Source organism: Acinetobacter sp. YH12126 (assembly GCF_013418745.1).
GTDB classification, from domain to species: domain Bacteria; phylum Pseudomonadota; class Gammaproteobacteria; order Pseudomonadales; family Moraxellaceae; genus Acinetobacter; species Acinetobacter amyesii.
The window spans coordinates 87,417-111,328 of record NZ_VPBM01000007.1 but is presented as its reverse complement, the minus strand read 5'-3'; the positions used below and the strand labels follow the sequence as shown (position 1 = coordinate 111,328).

At 40.1% G+C, this 23,912-nt stretch carries 27 protein-coding genes; 7 read left to right on the top strand and 20 right to left on the bottom strand.

Annotated features, from left to right (window positions below; all coding sequences use genetic code 11):
- Positions 1 to 2: 2 nt before the first annotated feature.
- Positions 3 to 278 (bottom strand): hypothetical protein, encoded by a 276-nt coding sequence (locus tag FTU62_RS06515; RefSeq protein ID WP_078193510.1) that lies wholly within the window; start codon positions 276 to 278, stop codon positions 3 to 5.
- 151 nt (positions 279 to 429) lie between these two features.
- Positions 430 to 1,617: a phosphoglycerate kinase gene (locus tag FTU62_RS06510; protein WP_180084314.1), complete on the bottom strand. Its 1,188-nt coding sequence runs from the start codon at positions 1,615 to 1,617 to the stop codon at positions 430 to 432.
- A 140-nt stretch (positions 1,618 to 1,757) separates the two neighbouring features.
- On the opposite strand from FTU62_RS06510, the gene FTU62_RS06505 reads away from it, so the two are divergent.
- From FTU62_RS06505 to FTU62_RS06490, 4 genes are all read left to right on the top strand, one after another.
- A complete protein-coding gene (locus tag FTU62_RS06505) occupies positions 1,758 to 2,141 on the top strand; it encodes a DUF2237 family protein (RefSeq protein ID WP_078193708.1) in 384 nt (127 codons plus the stop codon).
- Positions 2,141 to 2,734: a nucleoside triphosphate pyrophosphatase gene (locus FTU62_RS06500; RefSeq protein WP_078193512.1), complete on the top strand. Its 594-nt coding sequence runs from the start codon at positions 2,141 to 2,143 to the stop codon at positions 2,732 to 2,734. Before FTU62_RS06505 ends, FTU62_RS06500 begins: the two co-directional genes overlap by 1 nt.
- Positions 2,735 to 2,840: 106 nt before the next feature.
- On the top strand, positions 2,841 to 3,386 hold the full coding sequence (locus FTU62_RS06495) for a hypothetical protein (RefSeq protein WP_162689708.1): 546 nt from the start codon (positions 2,841 to 2,843) through the stop codon (positions 3,384 to 3,386).
- Positions 3,387 to 3,482: 96 nt separating this feature from the next.
- Positions 3,483 to 4,649: a cupin domain-containing protein gene (locus FTU62_RS06490; RefSeq protein ID WP_180102226.1), complete on the top strand. Its 1,167-nt coding sequence runs from the start codon at positions 3,483 to 3,485 to the stop codon at positions 4,647 to 4,649.
- 51 nt (positions 4,650 to 4,700) lie between these two features.
- Here the strand turns inward: FTU62_RS06490 and FTU62_RS06485 are convergent, their stop codons facing one another.
- From FTU62_RS06485 to FTU62_RS06460, 6 genes are all read right to left on the bottom strand, one after another.
- Positions 4,701 to 5,396 carry a hypothetical protein gene (locus FTU62_RS06485; protein WP_180102225.1) on the bottom strand — a complete coding sequence of 232 codons (696 nt, stop codon included), beginning with the start codon at positions 5,394 to 5,396 and terminating at the stop codon, positions 4,701 to 4,703.
- 23 nt (positions 5,397 to 5,419) lie between these two features.
- Positions 5,420 to 7,258 carry an ATP-binding protein gene (locus FTU62_RS06480; RefSeq protein ID WP_306670173.1) on the bottom strand — a complete coding sequence of 613 codons (1,839 nt, stop codon included), beginning with the start codon at positions 7,256 to 7,258 and terminating at the stop codon, positions 5,420 to 5,422.
- A gap of 53 nt (positions 7,259 to 7,311) precedes the next feature.
- Complete coding sequence (locus FTU62_RS06475) at positions 7,312 to 7,995, bottom strand: response regulator transcription factor (RefSeq protein ID WP_078188703.1); 684 nt, start codon at positions 7,993 to 7,995, stop codon at positions 7,312 to 7,314.
- A 225-nt stretch (positions 7,996 to 8,220) separates the two neighbouring features.
- Positions 8,221 to 9,000: a glutathione S-transferase N-terminal domain-containing protein gene (locus FTU62_RS06470; RefSeq protein ID WP_180102223.1), complete on the bottom strand. Its 780-nt coding sequence runs from the start codon at positions 8,998 to 9,000 to the stop codon at positions 8,221 to 8,223.
- 146 nt (positions 9,001 to 9,146) lie between these two features.
- Positions 9,147 to 9,659, bottom strand: a complete 513-nt coding sequence (gene rraA / locus FTU62_RS06465) for a ribonuclease E activity regulator RraA (RefSeq protein ID WP_180034795.1) — start codon at positions 9,657 to 9,659, stop codon at positions 9,147 to 9,149.
- Between the two features lie 10 nt (positions 9,660 to 9,669).
- On the bottom strand, positions 9,670 to 10,335 hold the full coding sequence (locus FTU62_RS06460) for an NAD(P)H-binding protein (RefSeq protein WP_180102222.1): 666 nt from the start codon (positions 10,333 to 10,335) through the stop codon (positions 9,670 to 9,672).
- A 215-nt stretch (positions 10,336 to 10,550) separates the two neighbouring features.
- On the opposite strand from FTU62_RS06460, the gene rpsT reads away from it, so the two are divergent.
- Positions 10,551 to 10,817, top strand: a complete 267-nt coding sequence (gene rpsT / locus FTU62_RS06455) for a 30S ribosomal protein S20 (protein WP_078188707.1) — start codon at positions 10,551 to 10,553, stop codon at positions 10,815 to 10,817.
- A 104-nt stretch (positions 10,818 to 10,921) separates the two neighbouring features.
- Here the strand turns inward: rpsT and FTU62_RS06450 are convergent, their stop codons facing one another.
- Entirely contained in the window at positions 10,922 to 13,516 is a 2,595-nt protein-coding gene (locus tag FTU62_RS06450; RefSeq protein ID WP_180102221.1) for a M66 family metalloprotease, read from the bottom strand.
- Positions 13,517 to 13,960: 444 nt separating this feature from the next.
- Here FTU62_RS06450 and FTU62_RS06445 point away from each other — a divergent pair, with 444 nt between their 5' ends.
- Positions 13,961 to 14,404, top strand: coding sequence for a hypothetical protein (locus FTU62_RS06445; RefSeq protein WP_180102220.1), 444 nt, complete (start codon positions 13,961 to 13,963; stop codon positions 14,402 to 14,404).
- 88 nt (positions 14,405 to 14,492) lie between these two features.
- Here FTU62_RS06445 and FTU62_RS06440 read toward each other — a convergent pair whose 3' ends face one another.
- Both FTU62_RS06440 and FTU62_RS06435 read right to left on the bottom strand, forming a co-directional pair.
- On the bottom strand, positions 14,493 to 15,236 hold the full coding sequence (locus FTU62_RS06440) for a histidine phosphatase family protein (protein WP_078188709.1): 744 nt from the start codon (positions 15,234 to 15,236) through the stop codon (positions 14,493 to 14,495).
- Positions 15,237 to 15,305: 69 nt separating this feature from the next.
- A complete protein-coding gene (locus tag FTU62_RS06435; protein ID WP_180102219.1) occupies positions 15,306 to 16,157 on the bottom strand; it encodes a 3'(2'),5'-bisphosphate nucleotidase CysQ in 852 nt (283 codons plus the stop codon).
- Between the two features lie 241 nt (positions 16,158 to 16,398).
- On the opposite strand from FTU62_RS06435, the gene FTU62_RS06430 reads away from it, so the two are divergent.
- A complete protein-coding gene (locus tag FTU62_RS06430) occupies positions 16,399 to 16,623 on the top strand; it encodes a hypothetical protein (protein WP_180102218.1) in 225 nt (74 codons plus the stop codon).
- A gap of 31 nt (positions 16,624 to 16,654) precedes the next feature.
- Here the strand turns inward: FTU62_RS06430 and FTU62_RS06425 are convergent, their stop codons facing one another.
- From FTU62_RS06425 to FTU62_RS06385, 9 genes are read right to left on the bottom strand one after another with little or no spacing between them, the layout of a single operon-like run.
- On the bottom strand, positions 16,655 to 17,161 hold the full coding sequence (locus tag FTU62_RS06425; RefSeq protein WP_180102217.1) for a hypothetical protein: 507 nt from the start codon (positions 17,159 to 17,161) through the stop codon (positions 16,655 to 16,657).
- Positions 17,158 to 17,667, bottom strand: a complete 510-nt coding sequence (locus tag FTU62_RS06420; RefSeq protein ID WP_180102216.1) for a lysozyme — start codon at positions 17,665 to 17,667, stop codon at positions 17,158 to 17,160. Before FTU62_RS06420 ends, FTU62_RS06425 begins: the two co-directional genes overlap by 4 nt.
- Positions 17,651 to 17,908, bottom strand: coding sequence for a holin (locus FTU62_RS06415; RefSeq protein WP_180026358.1), 258 nt, complete (start codon positions 17,906 to 17,908; stop codon positions 17,651 to 17,653). Before FTU62_RS06415 ends, FTU62_RS06420 begins: the two co-directional genes overlap by 17 nt.
- 58 nt (positions 17,909 to 17,966) lie before the next feature.
- Positions 17,967 to 18,200, bottom strand: a complete 234-nt coding sequence (locus tag FTU62_RS06410; protein ID WP_180102215.1) for a hypothetical protein — start codon at positions 18,198 to 18,200, stop codon at positions 17,967 to 17,969.
- Positions 18,193 to 20,280 (bottom strand): hypothetical protein, encoded by a 2,088-nt coding sequence (locus FTU62_RS06405; RefSeq protein WP_180102214.1) that lies wholly within the window; start codon positions 20,278 to 20,280, stop codon positions 18,193 to 18,195. The genes FTU62_RS06410 and FTU62_RS06405 overlap by 8 nt, the downstream gene beginning before the upstream one ends.
- A gap of 18 nt (positions 20,281 to 20,298) precedes the next feature.
- A complete protein-coding gene (locus FTU62_RS06400) occupies positions 20,299 to 20,685 on the bottom strand; it encodes a hypothetical protein (RefSeq protein WP_180102213.1) in 387 nt (128 codons plus the stop codon).
- Positions 20,682 to 20,993 (bottom strand): hypothetical protein, encoded by a 312-nt coding sequence (locus FTU62_RS06395; RefSeq protein WP_180102212.1) that lies wholly within the window; start codon positions 20,991 to 20,993, stop codon positions 20,682 to 20,684. The genes FTU62_RS06400 and FTU62_RS06395 overlap by 4 nt, the downstream gene beginning before the upstream one ends.
- On the bottom strand, positions 20,990 to 22,249 hold the full coding sequence (locus tag FTU62_RS06390) for a hypothetical protein (RefSeq protein ID WP_180102211.1): 1,260 nt from the start codon (positions 22,247 to 22,249) through the stop codon (positions 20,990 to 20,992). Before FTU62_RS06390 ends, FTU62_RS06395 begins: the two co-directional genes overlap by 4 nt.
- Positions 22,250 to 22,303: 54 nt before the next feature.
- Entirely contained in the window at positions 22,304 to 23,911 is a 1,608-nt protein-coding gene (locus tag FTU62_RS06385; protein ID WP_180102210.1) for a hypothetical protein, read from the bottom strand.
- Position 23,912: the final 1 nt, after the last annotated feature.

The following is a 23,912-nucleotide window of genomic DNA, read 5'->3' as shown; positions in this document are numbered from 1 at the left end:
TCTTAGTGAGCTGCTGCTGCTGAAGCGGCTGTTTCAGCGTCAGCTGTTGCTTCGTCTGCAGGTGCATTTGCAATTTCAGCAGGAACATCTTGGTTCTTTTCATCCAATACTGGCTTATCAAGTTCATCAATGGCTTTTTGTTGTTCTGGCGTTGTTTGAGCATTGTCTACGGCAACAGCAGATGCTTCTGATTCCGTTGGTGCAGACTCTTTTTTAGCACAAGCTGTCAAAGTTAATGGTGCGATTAAAAGTACAGCAAGTGCAAGTTTTAAGTTCATCGTTGTTTCCTACTACTGCGAATTAGGTGTTGCGATGAATTTTATTGCAGAAATATTGCACTTTGATGACGGCAAAATGAATGGGCGATAAAAAAAGGCTGACCGAAGCCAACCTTTTTTAATACTGTACTATCTTATTAATAATACTAAATTAAGCACGGTCAAGAAGCGCTGCTACAGCAGGAAGAGTTTTACCTTCAACGAATTCAAGGAAAGCACCACCACCAGTCGAGATGTAACCAATATTGTCTGCAACTTCATATTTATCAATTGCAGCAAGCGTGTCACCACCACCCGCGATCGAGAAGCCTTCAGATTCAGCAATCGCTAAAGACAATGCTTTAGTGCCTTCGCCGAATTGATCAACTTCAAACACACCTACTGGACCATTCCATAGAATAGTTTTTGAAGTTTTCAAAATCTCAGCAAATGCTTTTGCAGTTTCAGGGCCCACATCCAAAATCATGTCGTTGTCTGTTACATCTTCAACTTTTTTCACGACAGCTTTAGCAGCAGCTAATGAACCGAGGAAGTCTGCAAAATCAATTTCAGCAGCATCAGCAACAACAACATCTGTTGGAAGTGGTACAGATACTTTTGCAGCAATGGCTTTTGCAGTGTCGATCAAGTCATTTTCACAAAGTGATTTACCAACATTGAAGCCTGCAGCAGCTAAGAATGTATTGGCGATACCACCACCCACGATCAATTGATCACAGATGTCAGATAGTGAAGTTAATACATCTAATTTAGTAGAAACTTTTGAGCCAGCAACAATCGCAACCATTGGTTTTGCAGGAGTTTTAAGTGCACGACCTAGCGCGTCAAGCTCAGCAGCAAGTAAAGGACCCGCAGCAGCCACTTTTGCACAACGTGCTACGCCTTCAGTCGATGCTTCTGCACGGTGAGCCGTACCAAATGCATCCATAACGTAAACATCACAAAGTGCTGCATATTTAGCTGATAATTCAGGATTGTTTTTCTTTTCACCCACGTTGAAACGGCAGTTTTCTAGTAAAACCACTTGACCTGGCGCAACGTCAACACCGTCTAAATAATCAGTGATCAGTTGAACATCTTGACCCAAAGCTTCTGTTAAATAAGCGGCTACAGGTGCTAGAGACTGTTCTGCTTTAGGCTCACCTTCAACAGGACGACCTAAGTGTGAATACACCATTACAGCAGCACCTTTTTCTAAAGCTGCTTTAATTGTTGGCAACGCCGCACGTAAACGTGCATCGCTTGTAATCACGCCATTTTTAACTGGTACGTTAAGATCTTCACGGATCAGAACACGTTTACCCGCCAAATCTAGGTCAGTCATACGCTGAAAGTTCATGCATTACTCTCTTTTATTGATATCAAAACGCGACGATTTTAAATGATTATGCAGAAAAACGTTAGCTTCTTTTGCAGAAAAGCTATGTCGAGCCAAAGTTTTGTTATGATAGCGAAAAGCCTTATAAAGATTCAGCGCTTATGTCGATTCATCCAGACCCAAATATTAATCGTTTAAATGTTTTAGGCGAACCCTTGGCAAGCTGTTGTTTTGATCCGATTACCGGATATTTTAGAAATGGCTTTTGCCATACAGCAACAACAGACCTTGGTCAGCATACGATGTGTGCACAAATGACATCTGAATTTTTAAACTTTTCCCAAAAAGTTGGCAATGACCTAATCACACCCTTACCCGAAGTTGGTTTTCCAGGACTACAACCTGGTGACTTCTGGTGTATCTGTGTGACTCGCTGGGTGGAAGCGTATCAAGAAGGATTTGCCCCACCTATTAAAATACAAGCGTGTCACCAAGCGGTGCTGTCTTATGTACCGCTTGATGTACTTATGGAATATGCAGTGTAATGAGTACTTCCAAAATCATTTTGGCTTCTAGCAGCCAAACCCGTAAAGACCTAATGGACCGTTTACGGATTGATTACCTCTCAATCGTACCAGATATAGACGAAACACCTCGTGGTGAGAACCACGCTGATGAGTTAGCAAAGCGACTGGCATTTGAAAAAGCTTCAGCAATTGCAAACCAACACCCAGACGCGATTGTGATTGGTTCTGACCAAGTCGCATGGCGCGAAGGCGCACCAGATATTTTTATCGGTAAACCGCTTTGCGATGAAAAAGCCATTAAGCAGCTTCAAGCCAATTCTGACAAAATCGTTTATTTCAGTACGGCACTCAGTGTCCAACAAAAATCGACAGGTTTTGAACAAACCCTTGTCGAGCACTATAAAGTGAAATTTCGCAAACTTAGCTTGCCTGAAATTGAACGTTATGTTCAGGTTGAACAACCGTTACACTGCGCTGGCAGTTTTAAATGTGAAAGCTTAGGGATTAGCTTATTTGAAGAAATGATCGGGCAAGACCAAACTACACTCATGGGTATGCCGATGATTAAACTCTGCAATATTTTGCGTGAGCTTAAGATCTTAGTCCCATAATTTTAAAATCTTTATCTGTTACAGCATAATAAACACATCATTAGCTCTTTATGGGCTAATGATTAAAAAGTCACTTACTTATTTATTACAACCAAGAACTGAAAACATGAAAACGTTTAATTTAATTTCATCTAGCCTCATTAGCATTAGCCTTCTATTTTGTTCGACAAACGGTCATACCAATACAGTGAATCAAACTGTGACCAACTCTCAGCAATACAACAAAAACTTAGTCAATGAGTGGGTTCAATATAAATTTATCTATGCTGAATTAGAACAACAAGGCGCTGCGATGCAGGAGCAAATCATTCAACAACTGGGCACTAAAACCAAAACCGGTGGTAGTAACACGCCAGAGCAACAAATCAATAAACTAGTTGCTCTAGGCAAACAAAAATTTGAAAGCATTCAACCACAAACAGTTGAAGTGAAAAAACTTCTAAAACTACAAACCGAAAATGTTGAAATGATGGCAAAAGTCATGCCGAATCATTTCAAATTAATGTCTGACAAAGAAAATACTAAAATTGACACCAATGCACATTTTGAGCAATTCATGAAATTTTCAGCGACAACGGCTGCTGCCAATAGCTATGATTTGGAAGTTGAAAAATTAGTCATGCAATATCTCAAAGACAATCCTTTAAAATAGTCTCAAGCTAATCGCAATAATTTAATGAAATAGAGCCTTGCTAAAAACAGGAATCTCAAGGGACAATATATCCATTGAAATTGTATGTATTTAGCTATGGCTCATTCTCTTGACATCCTCGGCGGTATCAGCGCTGAACAATTCCTTGCCGAATATTGGCAAAAAAAACCATTATTGGTTCGTAATGCACTCCCTGAAATTACCCAAATACTTGAACCGAAAGATGTTCTTGAATTGGCTTTAGAAGATAACGTCACTGCACGTCTCATCAAACAAAAAGATCGTGATCCTAACCAATGGACAGTAAAATCTTCTCCACTACTTAAAGCCGATTTTCAAAAAATGCCGAAACTGTGGACTTTATTGGTTCAAGCTGTCGATCATTATTCTTTTGACCTAGCCGAGCTATGGAAGCAGTTTTCATTTATTCCGCAATGGCGTCGTGATGACATCATGGTGTCGTATGCACAAAAAGGTGGCTCTGTCGGGCAACATTTTGATTTTTACGATGTATTCCTCGTACAAGGCTATGGTCACCGCCGTTGGCAATTGGGTCAGATGTGTGATGCAGATACTTCATTTGTCGAAGGTCAACCGCTTCGCTTACTGCCAGAAATGGACGTTCATTTTGATGAAGTACTTGCTCCCGGCGACTTACTTTATGTGCCACCAGGCCTATCACACTATGGCGTAGCTGAAGATGAATGTCTGACGTATTCATTTGGCTTCCGCATGCCAAATGTCACTGAAATGATGGATCGAGTGACAGACAAATTCACAGACAATCCTCTACTTAAAAATCCATTAACTGACATTTTACGTGACCAAATCAGTGCGATTGGCCAAGTGACTGAAAATGAACTTGAGTATTTAAAAGAAAAGTTATTTGAACAATTGCAAAATTCAACCGTACTTGAAGATGCAATCATGAGCTTAATGTCAGAACCTAAATATCCTGACAATATTCCTGAAGCCGAAGAAATCGGCACTGGTGATCTTGAAGAGGCCTTAGATCAAGGCTATCAACTCATGTTAGAACCGGCTTCACGCTTACTATATACAGAGCAAGATGGTGATATTTTGTTTTGGGCAAATGGTGAAGGAATCTGTATCTCAGACGAATTTGCAATGCATTTAAAAACCATTGCCGATGGTCAAAGTCTAGCGCTAGACGAATCTTTATATGATGCTGATATCTTAGAAGATATTGCCATGCTATTAAATGAATCTGTGCTCATGCTTGTCCCAACAGAAGCTGAATAAAATCAATACAAAAGGGAGCGTCATGCTCCCTTTTTATGCTACTGAATAGCATTATTTTCGCTTTCTACGATTTAAAAAATCTTCGACTTGATCGGCTTTTTTCTCTACGATGACGCGATAAACCCATACTATCAACAACACAAATCCAATAAACCAAAGATAACGCATTACGCCGTATTGACTACCTTTGCCTTGCCAAATTTGTAGTTCAATACTTTGAAACTCCACATTCCTCGACTCTAACAAACTCAGTTGACTGGTCATGCTATTTGGGTCGTTGGCAGCATTGACTGAAAAAGGGGCACCGTCCATAACAAAAGTAAATTCTTGTCCTGCATCCAATGTTTCTAATCGTTCAACCTGATCAATACCTGCACCCATTTGCATAAGATTGCTTGAGGTTTGTTGAATAGCGGCATTGTAGTTATCAATTTGAAATTTTACAGATACCTCACCACTGGTCATTGCCCTACCTCTGACCAACAAGACTGCACGATATGGGTTTTGGCTCGATGTCGCCGTGTAATCCACTGCAAATTTTTTAGTGTTTAATGTATTTGTATCGCTTTGACTTTCACTGAGTAATTGTTGAATTTCTTCAGTACTTAACACCGCATGCTGGAACAAAATCTGCCCATACTCACCTGGTTTAGGCGCATGATCCTGCGAACCACAAGCTGCTATAAAAGTGACACAGCAGAAGAATGCAATGCGCTTTAGATGACTTAATATCGAATTGATCATCATTTTTATTATTTCAACATATTATTTTATGCAGCTGATTTTAAATTAATTTCTGTTTGAATAATGGTACAGCCTTGCTGAGAATGAATTTTGAAATTCCCACCTATCCGCTCGACACGCATTTTCATACTTCGCATCCCAATACTCATGCCATGATTAGAAACACTATCAACATCAAAACCGACGCCATCATCTTCAATAGTTAATAACAATGCGCCATTCTCGAACTGTGACAGCGTCACATTGACATGATTTGCTTGGCTATGTTTCACAATATTGGTCAGGCTTTCTTCAATTACTCGTATTAAAGTCAGGCACTGAATTGCCGTTGGTTTGATCGCCCACTGTGAAGGAATGCACCATTTCGCATTCATTTCAACTTCATCCATTAACTGACTAAAGCGATGTCGTACAGGTGCGATCCAGAGCAAAGGTGAATCTGGCACTTTACTGTCTAAAGATGATCCACTATCAATAATTTGCCTTAAATCATCGCGCAATAATTTCAACATCGACAAGAACTGTCTGTTTGGAATATTACTTTCACACTGATCAACCAAGATCATCGAGCGCACAATGGATGCGCCCAGACCATCATGCAGATCATGCGATAATTTAATCCGTTCCTGCAGGCGTACATTACTCAGTTCAAGCTGATGTTTATCATTCAAGCTACTACATAGTTCATCACTGACTTTCTGAACTTCAAATGCCAGATCATCATTATATTTTTCAATTTTCTGTATATTTCGATTGAGTCTCGCCCCCAAGATCACCACTATAAATAAGGTTATAATCGGTGAAGTAAAGGGTGATAAAGGTGTAAAATTTTCTTTTGGAAAGAGTACCAAGACCATGATGTCAGCTATGACTATCACAATTATCGCAGTCAAACAGATTGCTAATAAAATATAGTCCTTTCTTCGTTCTTTGAAACAAATTTTACACAGATAGAGGTAAGTGATAAAAAAGAATGCACAATACAAAAAGAAAATAAGGCTCGAAATATCTGCATTTTGTTCGAATGGCCAAATACACACCACACCAATCAGTGCAGCAGTCAACATTGTAAATGACAGTTCTATTCGTGGAAACTTACGCCCAAGAAAGCGCAAGATATAGATACTAAAGCACTGAAAGTACAGCATTACAAATATCAGATTAGCTTTGGCAGAAAAAACCGAATCTGGGTATGGAAAGGTTTCAGTAGTCAGGGCATTACTGAGAAATAAAATCCACAGCACTGTTGAAAGCGCAAACCAGCCAAAACTGGTATCACGAGGACGCATCAACCAAATGATAAAGCAAATTAGACCCAAGACCCCAGAAAGAAAAATATTTAACTGTAAAATGGTCCGACGTGTAAATGTTGTTTTTTCGGCTTGCTCTACCGTTGCCATTACATTGTTAAATACTACTGGGCCCAAGCCAGCATTTAAACTCGAGTAACCATACACATAGATCAAAGTTTCATTATGATCATGTTTGATTCCACTTATCGGTAAAATCCAATAGCGCGCAACATTCCAACTTTTAGAAATCGGTTCTTGAAGATTTTTATTAGTCCACAGCAAGTCGCCATTCAGAAAGACTGAACCCGTATTAATGATATAATCAATATATAGTACGATGGGTTCTGCCAAACGGGCATTATTTTTACAGTACCAAGACCAGTCTAGTTTATACCAAGCACCACCTTGATAACCTTCCCAGTCTTTATCTTCTTTCCAACGATCAGGTAATTGTGTGGTTTTCCATCCCGTTCTGGGTAATTCTTGATTGGATGGTGTCTTCACCCTTGAAATGCTATTCACAGTTACATTACATTGATCATTTACAGGGAATACTTGCTCTGCATGACTCAAGCTCCCCCATACTAAACAGAGGATAAATAAGAAAAAATATCCTCCTTTACGCATTATAGAATACCCATAGATCTTGCTGTACTCACGGCTTTGGTTCGTTTCGTTACGGCTAATTTTCGGTAAATATGTTTAATATGGCTTTCTACGGTATAGCGTGATACAAAAAGCTGTTCAGCAATCTCACGGTTACTCAAACCTTGAGCAACCAAACATAAAATTTCTTTTTCACGACTGGTCAGCAGGTTTAAGTCTGCTTCATCGGCGACTGTTTGTTCTGGACTTGGTGCTTCAGCTTCGGATATTTGTTTGAGGATTTCTCGTGCAATAAATGGGTCAATCGGCGCCCCACCACGTAAAATACTCCGAATAGATAAAAGTACTTCAGCATCATCACGTTCTTTTAATACATAGCCTGTTGCGCCTGCTTTAATCGCAGCAAATAAGCTTTCTTGTGTACTCCATGCAGAGACAACCAAGATCATAGTATTACTTTCGAGGGAACGTATTTTTTCAATAATTTCGATACCACTGCCATCAGGCAAACCTAAGTCAACTAAGGCTAAGGATATCGGTTGTGTCTCTACGGCTTGAATAGATTCTTTAACATTTTTGGTGAAGATAAGCTCTTCACGCTTATAACCCAGCTCCGTCAAAATTTGACGTAAACGTAATTGAATAATTTCCTCATCTTCAACGACAAGCACCGGTACGGGTAGTATGACTTCTTGTGGTGACATGATTTACTTCCCCCGAAAACATGAAATGTCTTTTACATTAATCAGTTTAATCCTTTTAGGATATCCCTGTAATTAAGTAAATTTCTTATTTTTAATAATTTATTCTAATTCAATTGATGCAGTTATGATGCATTTTTCTTCTAATTTTAGACCCATTTATCATTACAATATGTGTATAGCCATCTGTCTGACTATACACTGCACTTAGCTTAAACTTGAGTAAGATTAGCTCAAATATTGCTTTTTCAGATATTGCACAATTTTTTCAGATTCGAAAAGTTCAACACCAGTATTAGGATCTTTCAAGTATGGCACTTGAATATTGTTCCCCATAATTTTTAACACTTGTTCACGCTTACCACCTTTCAGGGGTACATATTTACCAGGTTTTAAGCGCATCACCGCGAATCCCTGATCTTGCCAACGCTCCTTAGCCACATTATGAAAGGTATATGCCAATTCCATTTCAGACAATGCGCTACGTACAATGCGTGTATACGGACTCGCTTCAAAGCCCCATAGTTCTAAGAGTTGAGTTGGTGCATCACGATGAATAACTTTACGCTGCACCCACACCCCTTGAGCCCCATTAATTAAAGTTCCAACATAGGCAACATACGGAATTTTAGGATAATTGGCATACTTCTTAGGAGTCTGACCTGTTTTGCCATAATGTTTAAATAAATGATGAATAATTTGCTGAGATTCGTACAAACGATCCCCAGTATTGTCATCCACCAAGAAAGGAAATTGTTGTTTTCCACCCAATTTTTGCACGTCTAAACGGTACTTTTTAGCCCCTTTGGGACATGGGTAGACCTCATAATCCAAATTGAGTGTGGTTAGTACTTCTCGTACACGACGACAATAGGGAGACCCTTCAAATTCGTACAGTTTAAGGGCTTTTTCAGGTTGTTTGGGATAAGGCGTCCCATTTGTACCTCGTCCGCCCTCTGCTACGCCTGAGAGCAACGCTTGCGCCACTTTTAATTGATGCAACAACATACTTTTTTCCTTTCTTTTTTTATTTCGTATTTTTATACAACAGCCGAGAGTCCTCAGCTGATGTTTGTATTTTCTTTTTCACATTTATATCGTCGTGTATGAGTAAGAATTACGCTTTAATTCCACGACTAAAAATTCAAATACGCTTATAAAGCAACCAATTGCTCTTTTGAAACAACGATGCCGTTATTATCAGCATAGATAAAATCACCAGACTGAATGTTTACCCCACCAAAACTTAATGGAATATCTGTTTCACCCACGCCTTTGCGGTTACTTTTTTGTGGAATCGCAGCCAAAGCATGCACACCTAAATCAAGTTCGGCTATCGCATCGACATCACGCACACAGCCGTAAATAATGACACCATTCCAATGATTGTTAACTGCAGATTCAGCAATCATATCGCCCATCAAGGCACAGCGCATCGAAGCGCCACCATCCACAACCAATACTTTACCCGTACCATCGGTTGCCAATAATTCTTTAACACGAGAGTTATCTTCAAAACATTTGACCGTCACCACCTGACCGCCAAAACTTTTCCGTGCACCATAACTTTGAAAGAACTTACCATCCAATGACGGGATCACCACTTGTAATTCTTTATCTGGATGATCATCAAGTAAATCACAGGTGACGAATGGAACTGTAGACACGGTATTTCCCTCATTTAATTGTTAGTATGCGTAAATTATCATAAATCTCGAACTTTTCAGTCTGAGTTTGTGCCGCCTCGACCATAGTATGAGCCACTTGCTGTGCTGTCACTGGCTTAAACTTGAAACGGTCAGGTACAAAATGCGAAAAGCGCATATAGAGCTTCTGTGTCGCATCCTCTAAATGTCGAGATTCATGACGCTCACCAAGTAACAGCGAAGGCTTTAATATCGAAAGTTGATTTAACTTTAAGGTTTTTAAATAATATTCCAATTCCCCTTTGACTCGATTATAAAAAAATGCGGAATTGGCGTCAGCGCCCATAGCACTGACAATGATCAATTGTGTATCTGTATATTCTAATAATTCAGCAAAATGCGCATTGATGCTAAAATCAATTTGATAAAAATGATCTTTAGACCCTGCTTTTTTAATGGTCGAGCCTAAACAACTAAAGGCATGACTATAATCTCTCACATCATCCTGAGTCAGAGAAAGAAAGTCACTGATCACCATTTGTTGAACTTTTGCCAGTCCATTCAGTTCATGGTCACGCTGACGTACCACAGCAGTAATATTCTTACATCTTGCATTTTGACTGAGCTGACGAACCAATTCCCGCCCGACCAATCCTGTTGCTCCGATGACAATCGCATTCTCTATACTTTTAGTCATTTTTCATACAATCTCAATCACTTTAGACTAATCTAACGTTTTCTTTAAAATTTTTCTGCATCTAAAATGTTGTCAAAGCATGTCAAGACTTGACTTAAGCGCTTAGTTTAATCACAATATGGCACTTGTTTACGGGCTGGTGATAGTTCTTCTGATGTTGGTTTTCAGATGTAATTTCAGCCCGCCCAGACCAATCTATTTCAAGGAGTGCACGAGTGGCAAACTCTGCTCAAGCAAAAAAACGTGCTCGTCAAAACGTTAAAGCACGTCAACACAACGCAAGCTTACGTTCTATGGTTCGTACTTATCTTAAACGCACAGTAGCTGCTATTGCTGCTGGTGATTACGCTGTCGCTACAGAAGCTTACAAAAAAGCTGTTCCTGTAATCGACCGTATGGCTGATAAAGGCATCATCCATAAAAACAAAGCTGCTCGTCATAAGAGCCGTTTAAATGCACAAGTTAAAGCTTTAGCTAACTAATTTGTTGCGATGAAAAAAGCCCTTTTTAGGGCTTTTTTTGTGCCTATTGATTTTTAAAAGCAAAAAAATAAGGTCCTTATTGGACCTTATTTTCTATTTACAGATTATTTATTAATCAGTTTCATATTCGTCGCTGATAAATATGTCCATAATAAGTTTTTGCTTGCTGTCAAATTTGTCCAACGTTGATTGCCACCATTGGTACAGCTATATCGAATTAAATCCGCACGGTTATTTTGCAAACGTCCCGTATTTAAATCCATGCATTGACCACTTTGACGAATCGTTGTAGTCGCAGGGTCCATGGTCCAAATTTGGTTGGTTTGGTTTAACACGCAACGTTCTAGCGTCACTTTAGCTGAACCACCGTTGCCTGTTACGCATTGATCTGGATTTGACTTACTGTGTATACGGCCAATGGCATCATATACCCACTGTTCCGATTCGTCCGCAGTACATCCGCTTGGGCCACTGATGTATAAATTTAATGTTCCATCAGTTAAGGTTTCAGATTTCAAACAGTTGTTACCATTTTTGATCAATGTCGCCTGCTCGAACAAACCTTCTTGAGTGACTGAAAGCTTTTTCATAAATGCTTCGAGCGCGCTTTGCGCCTCAGGTACTTGATTGGTTAGGTCTTGTGCATACACATTCATCCAACGATTTAGTCGGTATGCTGTGTTTTGTTGCGACTCATAACGGGTTAATTGCTGACGCGCCACACTATTCATCAATGACTTGTCATTTTTATATGACTCATACAGCATTTTTTCAGTTGGATTAAGAGCAACAACAACATTTGCAGCTTGCGCTTCCAAAGCACTTTCTAATTGAGGAAGCTCGATAGCACGCAAAGCACTATAACCATGCTGACGTCCAATTTTGACGGCCGGCTTGATCGCTGTGCTGTAAACTGGAATATCAATATTTGCTAATAATTTGGCTTCTTCACTTGCTTTTTTACAATATAAATTGACCTTCTGTGGTTGATCTGCCAAAGCTAAATTGACATGCAGTTTATTGGCATTACTACCTAGTCGTACAGGTGCTAAAGCAATATTGTTGACTTTATTCGTGTATTGCACATTCAACCAACATGCCGCTTGATCCAAAGCGGTATTGGCAGCATTTAAGTCATACACATTACCCCAGTTTGAACGTGCAGCAGGATACAACAAACCAACTTGATTGACTGGATCATAACCCCCTAAAATGGTAATGACAGGCTGACCAAAGACCCGTGGTCGTGGATAATTTTGATCTGCGTTATACCAAACCGGAGCCGTAGAATTTGGCATCTTCGGTTGAGCGACTTCCATCTCACGAGTGGTTTTGTTCCACTTTTTGTAGCCGGTAGGCGAAGTTTCATCCCAGACATAACGGTCAAAGTGTGGTTGAATTTTCAGGAATGTGCTGTAACCAGTATAGTGTGTGTAGCGTGATACATTACTATCAGGATACCCGCCGGACATGGCATCTTTTCCGTACGGGAACAAATTTTTAAAATTTGGGATACCATTCGCTCCATCCCACTTCCATGTCGCCGTCCATGATAGATTTCCGCGCATCATATTGCGATTGGCAATATAACCCCATCCACTGTCCGCATGATGTGCAGCCCAAAATAGATTGTCACCTACCTGACCAGGGTAATGTCCTAAACCATAGTGATGGCCAATTTCATGGCTAAATTCATTCCCTACAGAATCATAAAGCGTGAGCATGCCATTACCACCACTCAGTCCATGAGTATGCACACCATTGGCATAGTTTCCCTTCGTATGATGGACAACTACTGTTTGGGTTAATTGTGGCTGACTTTGGTTGGCCATAGATGCACTGGTAATACCCCAGTTAGCAAGGTTTATACCAACACTAAAGGTTGATTTACCGACATCCTCACGCATGTCTCCTGCATAAACACCACCATCTCCGGCACTTTTACTGTCATAAATAACACCTGAAGATACCATTGCACGTGTTAACTGAATATCATCATATTGTGCAACCGTCATTTCTGCTGCAGGAATGGTTTGGAAATAATCTGTGCCCGCTTTTTCAGGCTCTAGTAGCATATAGTGGCCGGTAGAATTTGGCTTATCTGCCAACATACCAACACGGATATTATTTAAAACCAATTCACCTGGTGCAGCAAAATCGATTTTATCCTCAGCCAATTCACCGCTGACTTTATTTGCGTCAATAAATTTTAATCTTAGACCGGGTTTAACTTCATCCCAATTGAGCTTCGTGGTCCACGCGCGTTTACTGTACCAAACATCTGGACGACCTCTTTGCCCACTCTGGTCTGAAACAGGCATTTGCGTCGGATCATCCAATGTCGCGGTACGAATTAAGCGGTTGTTTTGATAGATTTCTACTTTGAGTTGCTTGATGTTTTGCATATCAAGTGTTGGCGTCACGATAAGCAGCGCTTCTTTTTCACTGGTTAACCGTGGCATTTTCTTGGATTCGTTCGCATTCGGATCGACGACATGACTTTGACCAAATTGAACTTGCGCTGAAAAGTTGCCGACTAAATCATTTCGTATTTCACGAACAGCATCATTTGCATCGTAGTCATAAAAGCCAATACTGGTATCATCGACTATGTCTTGAGTCGGTTCTGGATAATTTGCAGTTGATGCAGAACCACTTGAACTATCACCACCGCCTCCACCACCACAAGCAACTAACATTAATGACACAATATAAATTGATAATTTGTTATATGAAAAATCTATCACACTTTTCACTTTTATTCCCCAATTAGCCACAAAAGAATCCAATAAAGAGACTTACATAAAATATATAAATCAATAATTTACAACAAAGTTAATGCTATTTTCTTTTTTTTAATCATTCAATTGCCGTGTTTTGTCACTTATTAACAATTCAAATAAAATCTAAATATTTTGTATTGGTAGAATCATTATTAATGTGACAGGTACTTCACTTTTCAACTAAAATTAAGATGTAAACCTGTTAATACAATCGTATATTCCCGATAGAAATTGTCTGGATATTTTTAGAAACTTTGTAAATAAAAATTTTAAGAAAAGGTTTAATCCCATATATTTTTTATGGTATTTTAATTTTCATCCTAGGCAGCCATTGCTGTACAAATGAAAAGAGGGATAAAAATGTCGATTAACCAATTTTTGCCATCATTAGAAAAATTTGCAGAAGCAGAAAATCAATATATTGAATATTTTACAGCGAAAGGTGAAAAAGACATTTTAGGTAAAGTCATTTCAAATATGAAATCGACCGCTGAGATTCAAGCCTCTCAAGGCGTAGATTCATGGTTAGCATATGGCGTGTACTTACCAGCTGTAGAACGTATTTTTGCACTGCATCAAGGGGAAACAGAAGCTGAATTTTTTGAACGCACACAATATCCAGTTGAAATCGTACAAGCGTATAGCATTAAGGATCATGACATTGCGACATTGATTGCTGCAGACAAATACAGTCGAATCCACCAACAGCACCTCCCAGTTAATACTAGCCGCTGGCCTTATAGTGACGACGGTTCAAGTATTGATTTAAATCAATACCCTGCACGAATTAAAGCCAATATTTAATCTTTTACATAATGAAATACTGAAACAGATAAAAAAGGCATCTGCACATGGATGCCTTTTATAAATTTTTTATTATTAGCAAAATTTCTTAAAGTTGCTGTTCAGCTTGCTGAAATTCACGAATATTTAATTCATTTAGTTCACCACGCCAAATCCATTTCAGTTTTGACTCAAGGAATACATCTCCTTCAAACCAAACAAATAAACCTTCCATCATTTTCGGCCAGTCTTCGCGTGTCACGATATTTTTACCTGAAATAATGGCAAGAATTGCAGCCAAAATCGTATCATGACTCACCGCTAGACTCAGACCATAATCATTGGTTGGATGAGTGTTGTAAATCAACTCCAAAACATCTACCACCCCATGAATGGGCTGTTTCATCCCCGGCAAAGCATTATTCACAAAACTATTGATAAAGCCCAAGGCACCTTGCTTTTGAAAATATGGTCCTGCTTTTTTAATATCGAGCACAAAACTTCCCGGCTCGACCAATAATCCTTGTTCAATGATCTCGATATGGTGGGTATTCGGTTCAATCGTGACGTTATCTGCACCTTGAATCATCAATGCTGCCGTATCCACACAGCGCTGAATTGGACTCGAAATACAGTGTTGAATAACACGATCGGTATTTTCAACCAAATAGCTGCCCCACGCTTCAGCTAAATCACGTCCTTGATGGGTCAGTTGCAAGTCATAACCGGCCAAACCCTGTCCTTGTACAACTTCACGAATGGAATGACGTGTAAACAATGTTACAGGCGTCTTTTCATCCGGCAATAAGTCTATTGCTTTCAGCATACTAGGAGGGAGCAAATCTAGGGCCATAATTGACAGTTCTTAAATGCAGGAGATTTAACGGAGTGTACTGACACTATAGCATGAACCCGATTTAGCTCAAGTTTTGTCAGGCATGTTTGCCAAAGCATTTAAGGCCAATTCTTTCATTTCGGCATTTTTAAATGCAATAAATCCACCATTTAATAAAGTCGTACGCTGGTTATATAAAAATGCGCGACCTTTAAAATCAACCAAACCACCACCAATACGCTCGATTAAACATTGTCCAGCGCTCGTATCCCATTCACAGGTGGGATGAAAACGCGGGTAAATATCAACTCGATCTTCTAACATCATACAAAACTTATATGCACTACCAGCATGGTAGGCCTGATAAGGACTTAGTTTTTCTAAAGCGTCTAGATAGTCCCTATAAATCGGCTTATTTTTGGCACTTTGACTCAAGCCAACGTGTACGACATTCTCTACAGAGGTTTGAACATATTCATACCATGTGGTTGACTGGCTATCATATTTCAGCGGCAGTCCCGCAAATGGGCAAATATATACGCTATATTTCCCCGGGATCGCCAATATGGCAAAGGTAGTATTAGCACCCTCAACCAGGCTCAAATTAATAGTAAATTCAGGTCTTTTATGTAAAAACTCTTTGGTACCATCTAAAGGATCAAGCATCCAAAATTTTTGCCATTGCATACGTTCAGACTTGTCACCTTCTTCTGACAATACAGGCAAGTTAGAAACTTTGGATAATGCTTGAGTAATATAGCTATTTGCACGATAGTCAGCTTGCGTTACAGGTGAATCATCACTTTTACGTTCCACATCAAAATCCGCACCTGAGCAATAACGCCGATATTCTTCTCGCAAAATTTCGCAAGCTTGTGTCACAATGGGAACCAACTGCAAAATCAGTGGGTCTTGCGGTGCTGTTGTTGTTTTAAACATAGAATACCTTTATATGCCAAATTACTCAGAAAAGCCGACGATCATTTTCGATATGGACGGATAGCTCAATAAACCATTAATTTAAAATATTTATTTATAAAAAATACTCTAAAATAAGTTTTTATGTACACAATCTTGTACACATTTAATTATCTGCTCTGATTAAGTATAAGCAAAAAGTACTAATTTAATACTTTGAAATTATATAATCTAAGTATTACTAATGAAGTGGTAGCAACACATGATCGTCATGAAGAAAAATAAAAAGTACCTCTCCTATGTAAAACAAGAAGAGGGTCTTGATTATTGGGAATTATCAGAAGTGAATTTTGTAGATCAATCGGGTTGGCATTGGACCAGTGATTATGAGAAAGCCAAATATTTTATGAGCATTCGGGATGCTGATATTTTTCTAGCTAAGAAGAAAGGTGAATTTTGGGAAGGTGTTGAGATAGTTAGTGAGTGATTTAAAGAAGCCCTCACATGAGGGCTTTTTATTATGGCCAAGCATCATTTAATCGTTTTGCATCAGCTGCGTGTTCATCAGCTCGTTGCGCCACTGTTCGATATTCATTGACGCATTTTTCGAGTACGACACCACTGGCACTGGCGTACTCAATGATGGTTTCTCTGGTAGCTGTGGACATACGACTTGAGGCTGTATCGATTTGCTTTGACAGCCGATCAATAGCGGACCTAGCGCTATTGCTATCAGCAATAATTTGTTTGATATCTTCACGATGTTGAATCTCCGCTTTGAGTAGCTTTTCAGACCATTGTTTTTCTTTTGCGATAGCATCTGCTTTCGCTTTTTCGGTTAATGCCTCAGCCTTGGCCAGATCAGTTTGATATTTTGAGTCAAGTAGTGCGTAGTCATTTTGCCAGCTGGAAACTCGCCATGTCTGAACTCCAAATCCAATGAGCGCAAGTAATAAAAAAGCCGCCAATGCAATGATGACGGCTTCATAAAACTTTGTGATAAATCCTGTTATTAATTCTTTCATTGTGCCCCCATGCATTTTTGATGGCGCTCCAATTGTCGAGCCCAAACGCCATAGCAATTGTTTGACCGAACTGAGCAATCACGTTTTGCTGCATATTTCCATTTCAGCAATGAGTTACATGCCTGCACATACTTGCCTTGCTTTAAGTTGCGTAGCATTGAAGATTGTGACCATGCACCTGTTCCAAACTGATAAGTGAAGTCCATATATAGATCATATTCAGTTTGAGAAAGTGGAACACCCAATAGTGTTTTATTGAAAATTTTGGCATCTTTGTTGATGTGAAATTTCAAAAAATCCGTAGCCTGTTTATGTGTAATCTTTGGATCGGTCATTCTTACCTTTTGACCATTTGGGTACACTGTAGTGCCTGTACCAATAGTTGCCACACCAACACTATCTTTATATGGAACTAAAACAGTACCTTCTTTGCTTTGCGTGTAATAAAGGCCGGTGGCACTTATAGCTGTGATCATTGTTACGATCAATTTAGTCTTGTTTGACATTGCATTCACCGTTTAGTTTTCGCTTAGTAAGCTCGTGAATTTCTTTTTCGCGCTGATTTCGTTGCCATGAGAAATAAACATTAATGAGTAAGCCCAGCACAGCAACGCCTATACCTACCCACCCCATCCAATCAATGCCCATAAAAAAACCGGCAAAGCTTGCTGCTCCACCGGTCACTGTTGCTTTTGATCCCAAAGCTGCAGCTGATGTTTCTGCCACCGCTGCTGTCGTTTCGGACATGTTACCCCCTAATTATTGGCAATAAAAAAGCACCTGATGGTGCCATTGTTTAAATGATTCAGACTTCAATCTGACTGTGTTGACCTGATGGAGCTTGCCGTAGGATTTGTTGATTTGAAATGAACACACGCTGACCGAGGTTGTATGTCGCCCCACTCGTGCAAAGCACTGGTCCAGATCCCCCATCCACTTGAACACGATACTCAGGATGGCTTGCAGAAGTGATTGTTCCAATTAACTCAACGTGCGTTGGGTTCAGCAGTTTTCGAAGTTCAAATAAAGGATTAGTCACGATGGATGCGCTCCACTTTGATAGATTCTGTGACTTTGCCATGATTAAATGAACCGCTCACCGAATCAATGACTCCCCACCACTGTCCGTGGAATGCCACAGTTTTACCTGGCAACATCTCACCAATATCTAGTGCGACTGGTAAACCTGACAAGGTGTGAAATTCTTGAATATTGGCTTTGATTAACTCCATCTTGCCAAAGCTTGCACCTGACACAACATCAAACATTGGACCAGTCACCGCTTCAAGAGGAATATCACCTGCAGTATTTCGCTGCTTCACAGTCAAGCTGTTGCCACTTCGACTATTCACGACATTAATGGCATTGTAGTCGGCGATGTAATCCTTGTTCTGCTCAATGGTTTGTTGGATCACGATATTTGGCGCTATCAGAATATCGTAGTCATCCACAGTCATTGCGTCCCAATAGCCTTTTTTATAGCGCGGTAAAATTGAAAGCGTATTGCCTGATTTTTGGCTAAAGATGAAACCACCACCAGCCTCGACCACTTGTTTAATCGCGTCCATCGGTGCAAGTTCAGCATAGCTCAGACTCTCAACCGGTACAATCCAACCAACGTCATCAATCAACTTCCAATCCAATTCGGTACCAGATTGAGATCGATCAATTTCTGCTTGCACGAGCTGTACAGACGTTCGCTCATTGTCTTGAATGAATGATCGTTTAGCTGCGTACTCTGCTGCATTGATTGCTGTGATACTTCGACCATCATAGGTATAAGATTTATTCGCAAACTTAATTGTCTCTGTTTCAGTCTCAAGTAAAACATGATGTTCAAAACCATTGATAATCAACTTCAAAATCACCGGCTGACTATTGATTGGTTGTAACTTCTCTTTTTCCGTGTGCGCCACAGTAATCGAATAAGACCAGCACCACGTACTACGGCTGCAGCTATAAGTGCCATTAATGACTTTAATCGGCTCACCATTATCTAAGCGTTCAGCACTTAAATTATTCACGATATACCACCAATTTCTATTCGGAAGTGCTGGAATACAATCATCCGCACCAAAATTTAAAATGACATTGTGAGCATCAACTTCTGTACATAAACAAATAAAGTTGGGGTTTCCATCACCCTCATATTCAGGAATTTCTGGCTTTGGCCAAGGCAAAATCGGATGCTTGCGATAATGAATCGCTTTGGCTTTGTCCCACGGCAAATCTGACTTGGTGACAATCTCAAGGCTTTTATCCCACTCAAACGAAAAACGATGCTCAAATACTTGAGCCACTTCATGTGAATAAGTAAAAGTCTTGCGCCTACGGATCATTTCTTGCCAAACAGCTTTGCGGTTATGACGTAGCTTGATTGTTTCTTGATGCGCATAGAGCTGATGAATAAAGCGCTTATCAGCTTCTTCCCAGACCATATACGCATCAGAACTTAAACCGGTTGCCTGCTCATGTATCGACCTGATCGCACGATTCAACGACCCTGCTTGCTCATGCCAAATATCCACTTGATTGGAAATTGCCAAGCCCTGTTCATAAAAAAGAGTCTCATTCGAGACTCTTAATATTGGCTTAGCCCATGGTATTTCTGTGGTGCTTAAGACTGCTATGGCCTTCTGATATCGCATGTCAAAACCATAAGACACCCCGACGATGTGATTAATGTCGAATACAGCCTCAACTTGAAACTGAAATGCGGTATCTAAAACAGTATCAATCGTGCATAGGTTTTCAGCGAATTCAGCAACAATTTCAAAGCTAAAACTGGTGTCTAGGACGGTATCAATCTGCCCGACAACATCTGTGTTTTCTTTAAAAACCGCAACGACTTCAAAGTTAAACTCAGTATCCAGTACCGTGTCTATGACTGCAGTATTTACACCACTGTCGGCATAAATTGCAGTGACTTCAAAACTAAAATCAGTCTCTAAAACCGTATCAATGTCTGCAGATACATCATCCCCAAAATTGAGATTGGTCGAACCGTCGGCTAGATGCTCAAAGTTTAGAATAATATTATGGCTATCAGTATTATCAGGTTTAAAGTTCAGGTTCAGGTTGTGAGCATCAACGGTGCCGAGCTTATTTTTAAAATCCACATGAGCACCCTTTTTAAATTAAGGTCTGAGTTTTATTGAAGTGATAGACAGCGTACCGCCAAGGGCTAGATTGGTATTGGCCAGCGCAATATCTGTACCTACGGCTAGATCAGCAGCAACTTCACCAGCACCGTTGTAGATCCGCGCCCATGTTGCAGTACCTGCCTTAATTACAGTGGCAGTATCTGTTGGATGGAGCTCCACATAAGCAGTAGTGGTTTCTTTAATACATGGCTCGGGAAAAGTTAGCGCCACAAGCGTATTGCCTGAGTCTGCTGCAACCACAGGACTAGCGGGCTGCACACCTTCATAAAAAATAACGGTAGCACTTTGGCTACCGTTATCTATAAAACTGGCAAAAGCTTGAATCATAGCAAGCCTGGCATTGACTGATGTTTTACTCATTTTGGCACCACGTTATCTTGGATGACTGCATTGAATTGCTGATTTTGATCAAATGCGACAATAAAGCAGGTGATATCACTATTTAAACCCAAAACTTCATATTTATAATTTTGATCAGGATTCCTTACTGCAATCGGAATCAGAGTTGCTTTGTTAAATACAACCACTGTCGCATTTTGATATTCTTTGCCTAATTTTTTGGTTATACCCTTAATACTAGCCGCTGTATTTTTACCCCCAAAATTACTACCAAAGTTTCCACTCAAATAATCTGAACTGTGCGCAGTTTCCATTGATGTTGGCTTCATTCCAATTCCCCTAGATAAAAATAAACACCTCCACCATAGCTAGTGGTGATGTTTTCCCATAGGTACATACTTGAATCAGCTAGAATCGGAGTTGTGTGGATATTATTGCTTGCTTTTTTACCCGCATAAAAAACATGCTTCAGATTGCCCCTTAGATACTTATTTTCGTCATAAAATGGAATTTCTAGTGCCGGCACATTATTTGCTGTAAATTCATTTAGATTTGCTGATCCAGAACTATAGCTATGAATAATCGGGTAGGCAGTCTTTGAAGCAGCAATCTTGTTAATGGGGTTGTATTCAGGTACCAAAAACTGAGATGCCTCCTCAGTAAAAGATAATGGACTACTATATCTGCTTGATTTTGCCCCCTTTGCTGATGCTTCTGTTAAGTAAGACATAAGAAACCAGTTAGGCACCACTAATCCACTTAAGCTGCTTTTGAACAAACCGCAACCTTTTAAATCCTTGTATTGGGCTTGTGAGTTCTGCGCACTCAAAAGATAAAAACAGTCATCATCCCCCACTAGGGTGAAATTTCTATTTCCGCTTTCAATCCAAGCATTATCTGAAGGGTTGTTTACAAGAATATTGGAGGCTGCCACATACCACCGCCCCCACCCACGAACCACACCCGACTCTGTTCCGGTGATTTTCCAATTTTTTGCAGGATTTGCTGGGCTGAAAGGCAACTGCAATTTGGCTGGATCTTCGTAATCATCAATATGATCCATATGCTCGAGTAACCCCACCATTGCATATTTAGCATAATTAGAATTATAACTATTTACACCATCCGAAATGGTTTCATCAACACGAATATAAGGATGCTGCGCACTTGGATTTTTAGCACGATAAACGCGCTTCACATCATTCGAATCTCGAAAAATCACCTCATAACCAAGTGATGCCAATTTTCCTGTGCCTATTGTGGTAATTGAGCCCCCAATAATATCTAATACAGGTTTTAAAATAAGTTGCGTGGTATTTGGCACACCTTTAATGCGGTATTTCTGATTAAGTGAAGATGGTGCAAAACCTGTCAGTTCAACTACCTGAAATAGCATTGCATTGTGTGCTGCATACAGTGTGATATGTACATCACCTTGGGTATCAATCGATGCTGCTGTGATCTGGGTGAAATCAATGCCCGTCACCAAGGCTTTATCAAGCAGGCGAATCAAGTCACCCCAGTTATTACCAAGGGTTAAGCCATTTAAGTGGCTAAAAAATTGCACATCTACGTCTGTCGTCATTATCGAATATCCATAAAAAAGACCGCACATAGCGGTCGTATTTGAATTGAATTTTTAAACAACGCGGTCAATATCACCACGCAGCATGATCTGGAACTGATCTGATAGAACAGCTGGTTCGGATTGTTTTACTGTACGAATCACCCAGACCGGAAAGTTTGCAGCCACTGTATTGAAGCGCAAGACGTTACCATTGGCCCAACCTTCTTTTTTGATTACAAAGTAAGGTGAACCTGTTACAGGGTTAATTGGGGAAAAGTCAGTGTTAATAGTTCCTGTTGCAATTTGCCCTGTATATTCACCCACGCATTTAAAGTTCGTTGCATCAGTAAACTGTAAATACCAACGCTCCTGAATTGCACCTTTGTTTGTGATCTGAATTGGATACAGTGCATCATTATAATTGGCACTAATCAGCGTACCAGTTGGCTCGTCCAACCATTGATTTGACCAGGCCTGTTGCACGAATTTACGAGTATAACGTGCCTGCATGTCATTAATGACCAATGCAGAACCAACGATCGTATTAACTGCATCGTAGTTGTGGGTTAATGGCTTGGTAAAAGTGACTTGGCCATTAATCTGCACATCTCGAATTTGCCCCATATCTTGATAACGATATTTGGCAGTTAATGGCTCAACCAAGCCCAACAGTGTAAAATCACCACCAAGAGTCACGCGACCGTAATCATAATCTACGGTATACAGGTCATAGCTTACTTTCACGCCGTTTGCATCTTCAAGTTCACACCATGCAATACGTTGGTCATTTAAATCATACGTAGTTCCAGCAATTGCACTTGGTAATTCCTGCGACTTAGTTGAACTGACAATACCAATGCCACCAACACGGAAAATCGGTACACGACCATCGATTGGCAAACGCGTAGCAGACAAACCCAACAATTCAGAATCAATCGGCAGATAGGTATAAGCAATAGCGTTATAGCGAACGCTTGAAGCATCTACCCATACCGGCACATTGATATAAACCTTACCGGCTTCTTCATATTCAAGCAGCGGATCGTACCAGTCTTCAGCCTCTAACTCCGTACGATTAACAACTGTAACTTCAGTTTTGGTGTAGAAATAAATCTGCACAAAACCATTGTCCCAATTCACCAGGCCATGAGCACGGGATGTCTCAATCACCCCGTTCTCATCGGCAGTCAGTGTGTGTTGGCCATACTCAAGCGTGCCTACGACCACGGTCAATGAGCTGGGTCGAAGTGGAATCACGGGCGTTCTGAAGCTAATATGGCTCAGTGGTGGCAGGTCGGTTGTTGTTGCTAATGACTCCAGTGTTAAGATGTTATCTGTGTTGGGTGCCCATGAACTAAGATTTATCTCACCTGTACCATATTTAACCTCACCCGAAAGTGTGCCGCTCCCGTTATTTTGATCAATATTTCTATATAAGGTCCCAGTACGGTCAATATAAGTCTCTCCACCTAATTTGAAACGAATAGAGTTTGGTAAAATCTGTTCACTAAAACCATAAGTTAGATCAAACTTTAAATTCCCGCTAGTGATTGACTTTGCACCTATTGCACCTCCATCCGCATCCCGATAACGAGCTTTAATTCCCGTTGTTTCTGAGTATGCTTTATATGTCACAGAGGATTGAACTATATTCTTAACTGATGACTGATAAATTGTCATT

Excerpts from the sequence above, each read along its gene's own strand:
- FTU62_RS06430 (WP_180102218.1), top strand. The coding sequence starts at position 16,399 with ATGATCGTCATGAAGAAAAATAAAAAGTACCTCTCCTATGTAAAACAA.
- FTU62_RS06445 (WP_180102220.1), top strand. The coding sequence starts at position 13,961 with ATGTCGATTAACCAATTTTTGCCATCATTAGAAAAATTTGCAGAAGCA.
- FTU62_RS06495 (WP_162689708.1), top strand. The coding sequence starts at position 2,841 with ATGAAAACGTTTAATTTAATTTCATCTAGCCTCATTAGCATTAGCCTT.
- FTU62_RS06450 (WP_180102221.1), bottom strand. The coding sequence starts at position 13,516 with ATGTTAGTTGCTTGTGGTGGTGGAGGCGGTGGTGATAGTTCAAGTGGT.
- FTU62_RS06435 (WP_180102219.1), bottom strand. The coding sequence starts at position 16,157 with ATGTTTAAAACAACAACAGCACCGCAAGACCCACTGATTTTGCAGTTG.
- FTU62_RS06485 (WP_180102225.1), bottom strand. The coding sequence starts at position 5,396 with ATGATGATCAATTCGATATTAAGTCATCTAAAGCGCATTGCATTCTTC.
- FTU62_RS06400 (WP_180102213.1), bottom strand. The coding sequence starts at position 20,685 with ATGAGTAAAACATCAGTCAATGCCAGGCTTGCTATGATTCAAGCTTTT.
- FTU62_RS06390 (WP_180102211.1), bottom strand. The coding sequence starts at position 22,249 with ATGACGACAGACGTAGATGTGCAATTTTTTAGCCACTTAAATGGCTTA.
- FTU62_RS06515 (WP_078193510.1), bottom strand. The coding sequence starts at position 278 with ATGAACTTAAAACTTGCACTTGCTGTACTTTTAATCGCACCATTAACT.
- FTU62_RS06460 (WP_180102222.1), bottom strand. The coding sequence starts at position 10,335 with ATGACTAAAAGTATAGAGAATGCGATTGTCATCGGAGCAACAGGATTG.
- FTU62_RS06425 (WP_180102217.1), bottom strand. The coding sequence starts at position 17,161 with ATGAAAGAATTAATAACAGGATTTATCACAAAGTTTTATGAAGCCGTC.
- FTU62_RS06505 (WP_078193708.1), top strand. The coding sequence starts at position 1,758 with ATGTCGATTCATCCAGACCCAAATATTAATCGTTTAAATGTTTTAGGC.
- FTU62_RS06475 (WP_078188703.1), bottom strand. The coding sequence starts at position 7,995 with ATGTCACCACAAGAAGTCATACTACCCGTACCGGTGCTTGTCGTTGAA.
- FTU62_RS06470 (WP_180102223.1), bottom strand. The coding sequence starts at position 9,000 with ATGTTGTTGCATCAATTAAAAGTGGCGCAAGCGTTGCTCTCAGGCGTA.
- FTU62_RS06490 (WP_180102226.1), top strand. The coding sequence starts at position 3,483 with ATGGCTCATTCTCTTGACATCCTCGGCGGTATCAGCGCTGAACAATTC.
- FTU62_RS06500 (WP_078193512.1), top strand. The coding sequence starts at position 2,141 with ATGAGTACTTCCAAAATCATTTTGGCTTCTAGCAGCCAAACCCGTAAA.
- FTU62_RS06385 (WP_180102210.1), bottom strand. The coding sequence starts at position 23,911 with ATGACAATTTATCAGTCATCAGTTAAGAATATAGTTCAATCCTCTGTG.
- FTU62_RS06440 (WP_078188709.1), bottom strand. The coding sequence starts at position 15,236 with ATGGCCCTAGATTTGCTCCCTCCTAGTATGCTGAAAGCAATAGACTTA.
- FTU62_RS06395 (WP_180102212.1), bottom strand. The coding sequence starts at position 20,993 with ATGAAGCCAACATCAATGGAAACTGCGCACAGTTCAGATTATTTGAGT.
- FTU62_RS06415 (WP_180026358.1), bottom strand. The coding sequence starts at position 17,908 with ATGTCCGAAACGACAGCAGCGGTGGCAGAAACATCAGCTGCAGCTTTG.
- FTU62_RS06510 (WP_180084314.1), bottom strand. The coding sequence starts at position 1,617 with ATGAACTTTCAGCGTATGACTGACCTAGATTTGGCGGGTAAACGTGTT.
- FTU62_RS06420 (WP_180102216.1), bottom strand. The coding sequence starts at position 17,667 with ATGTCAAACAAGACTAAATTGATCGTAACAATGATCACAGCTATAAGT.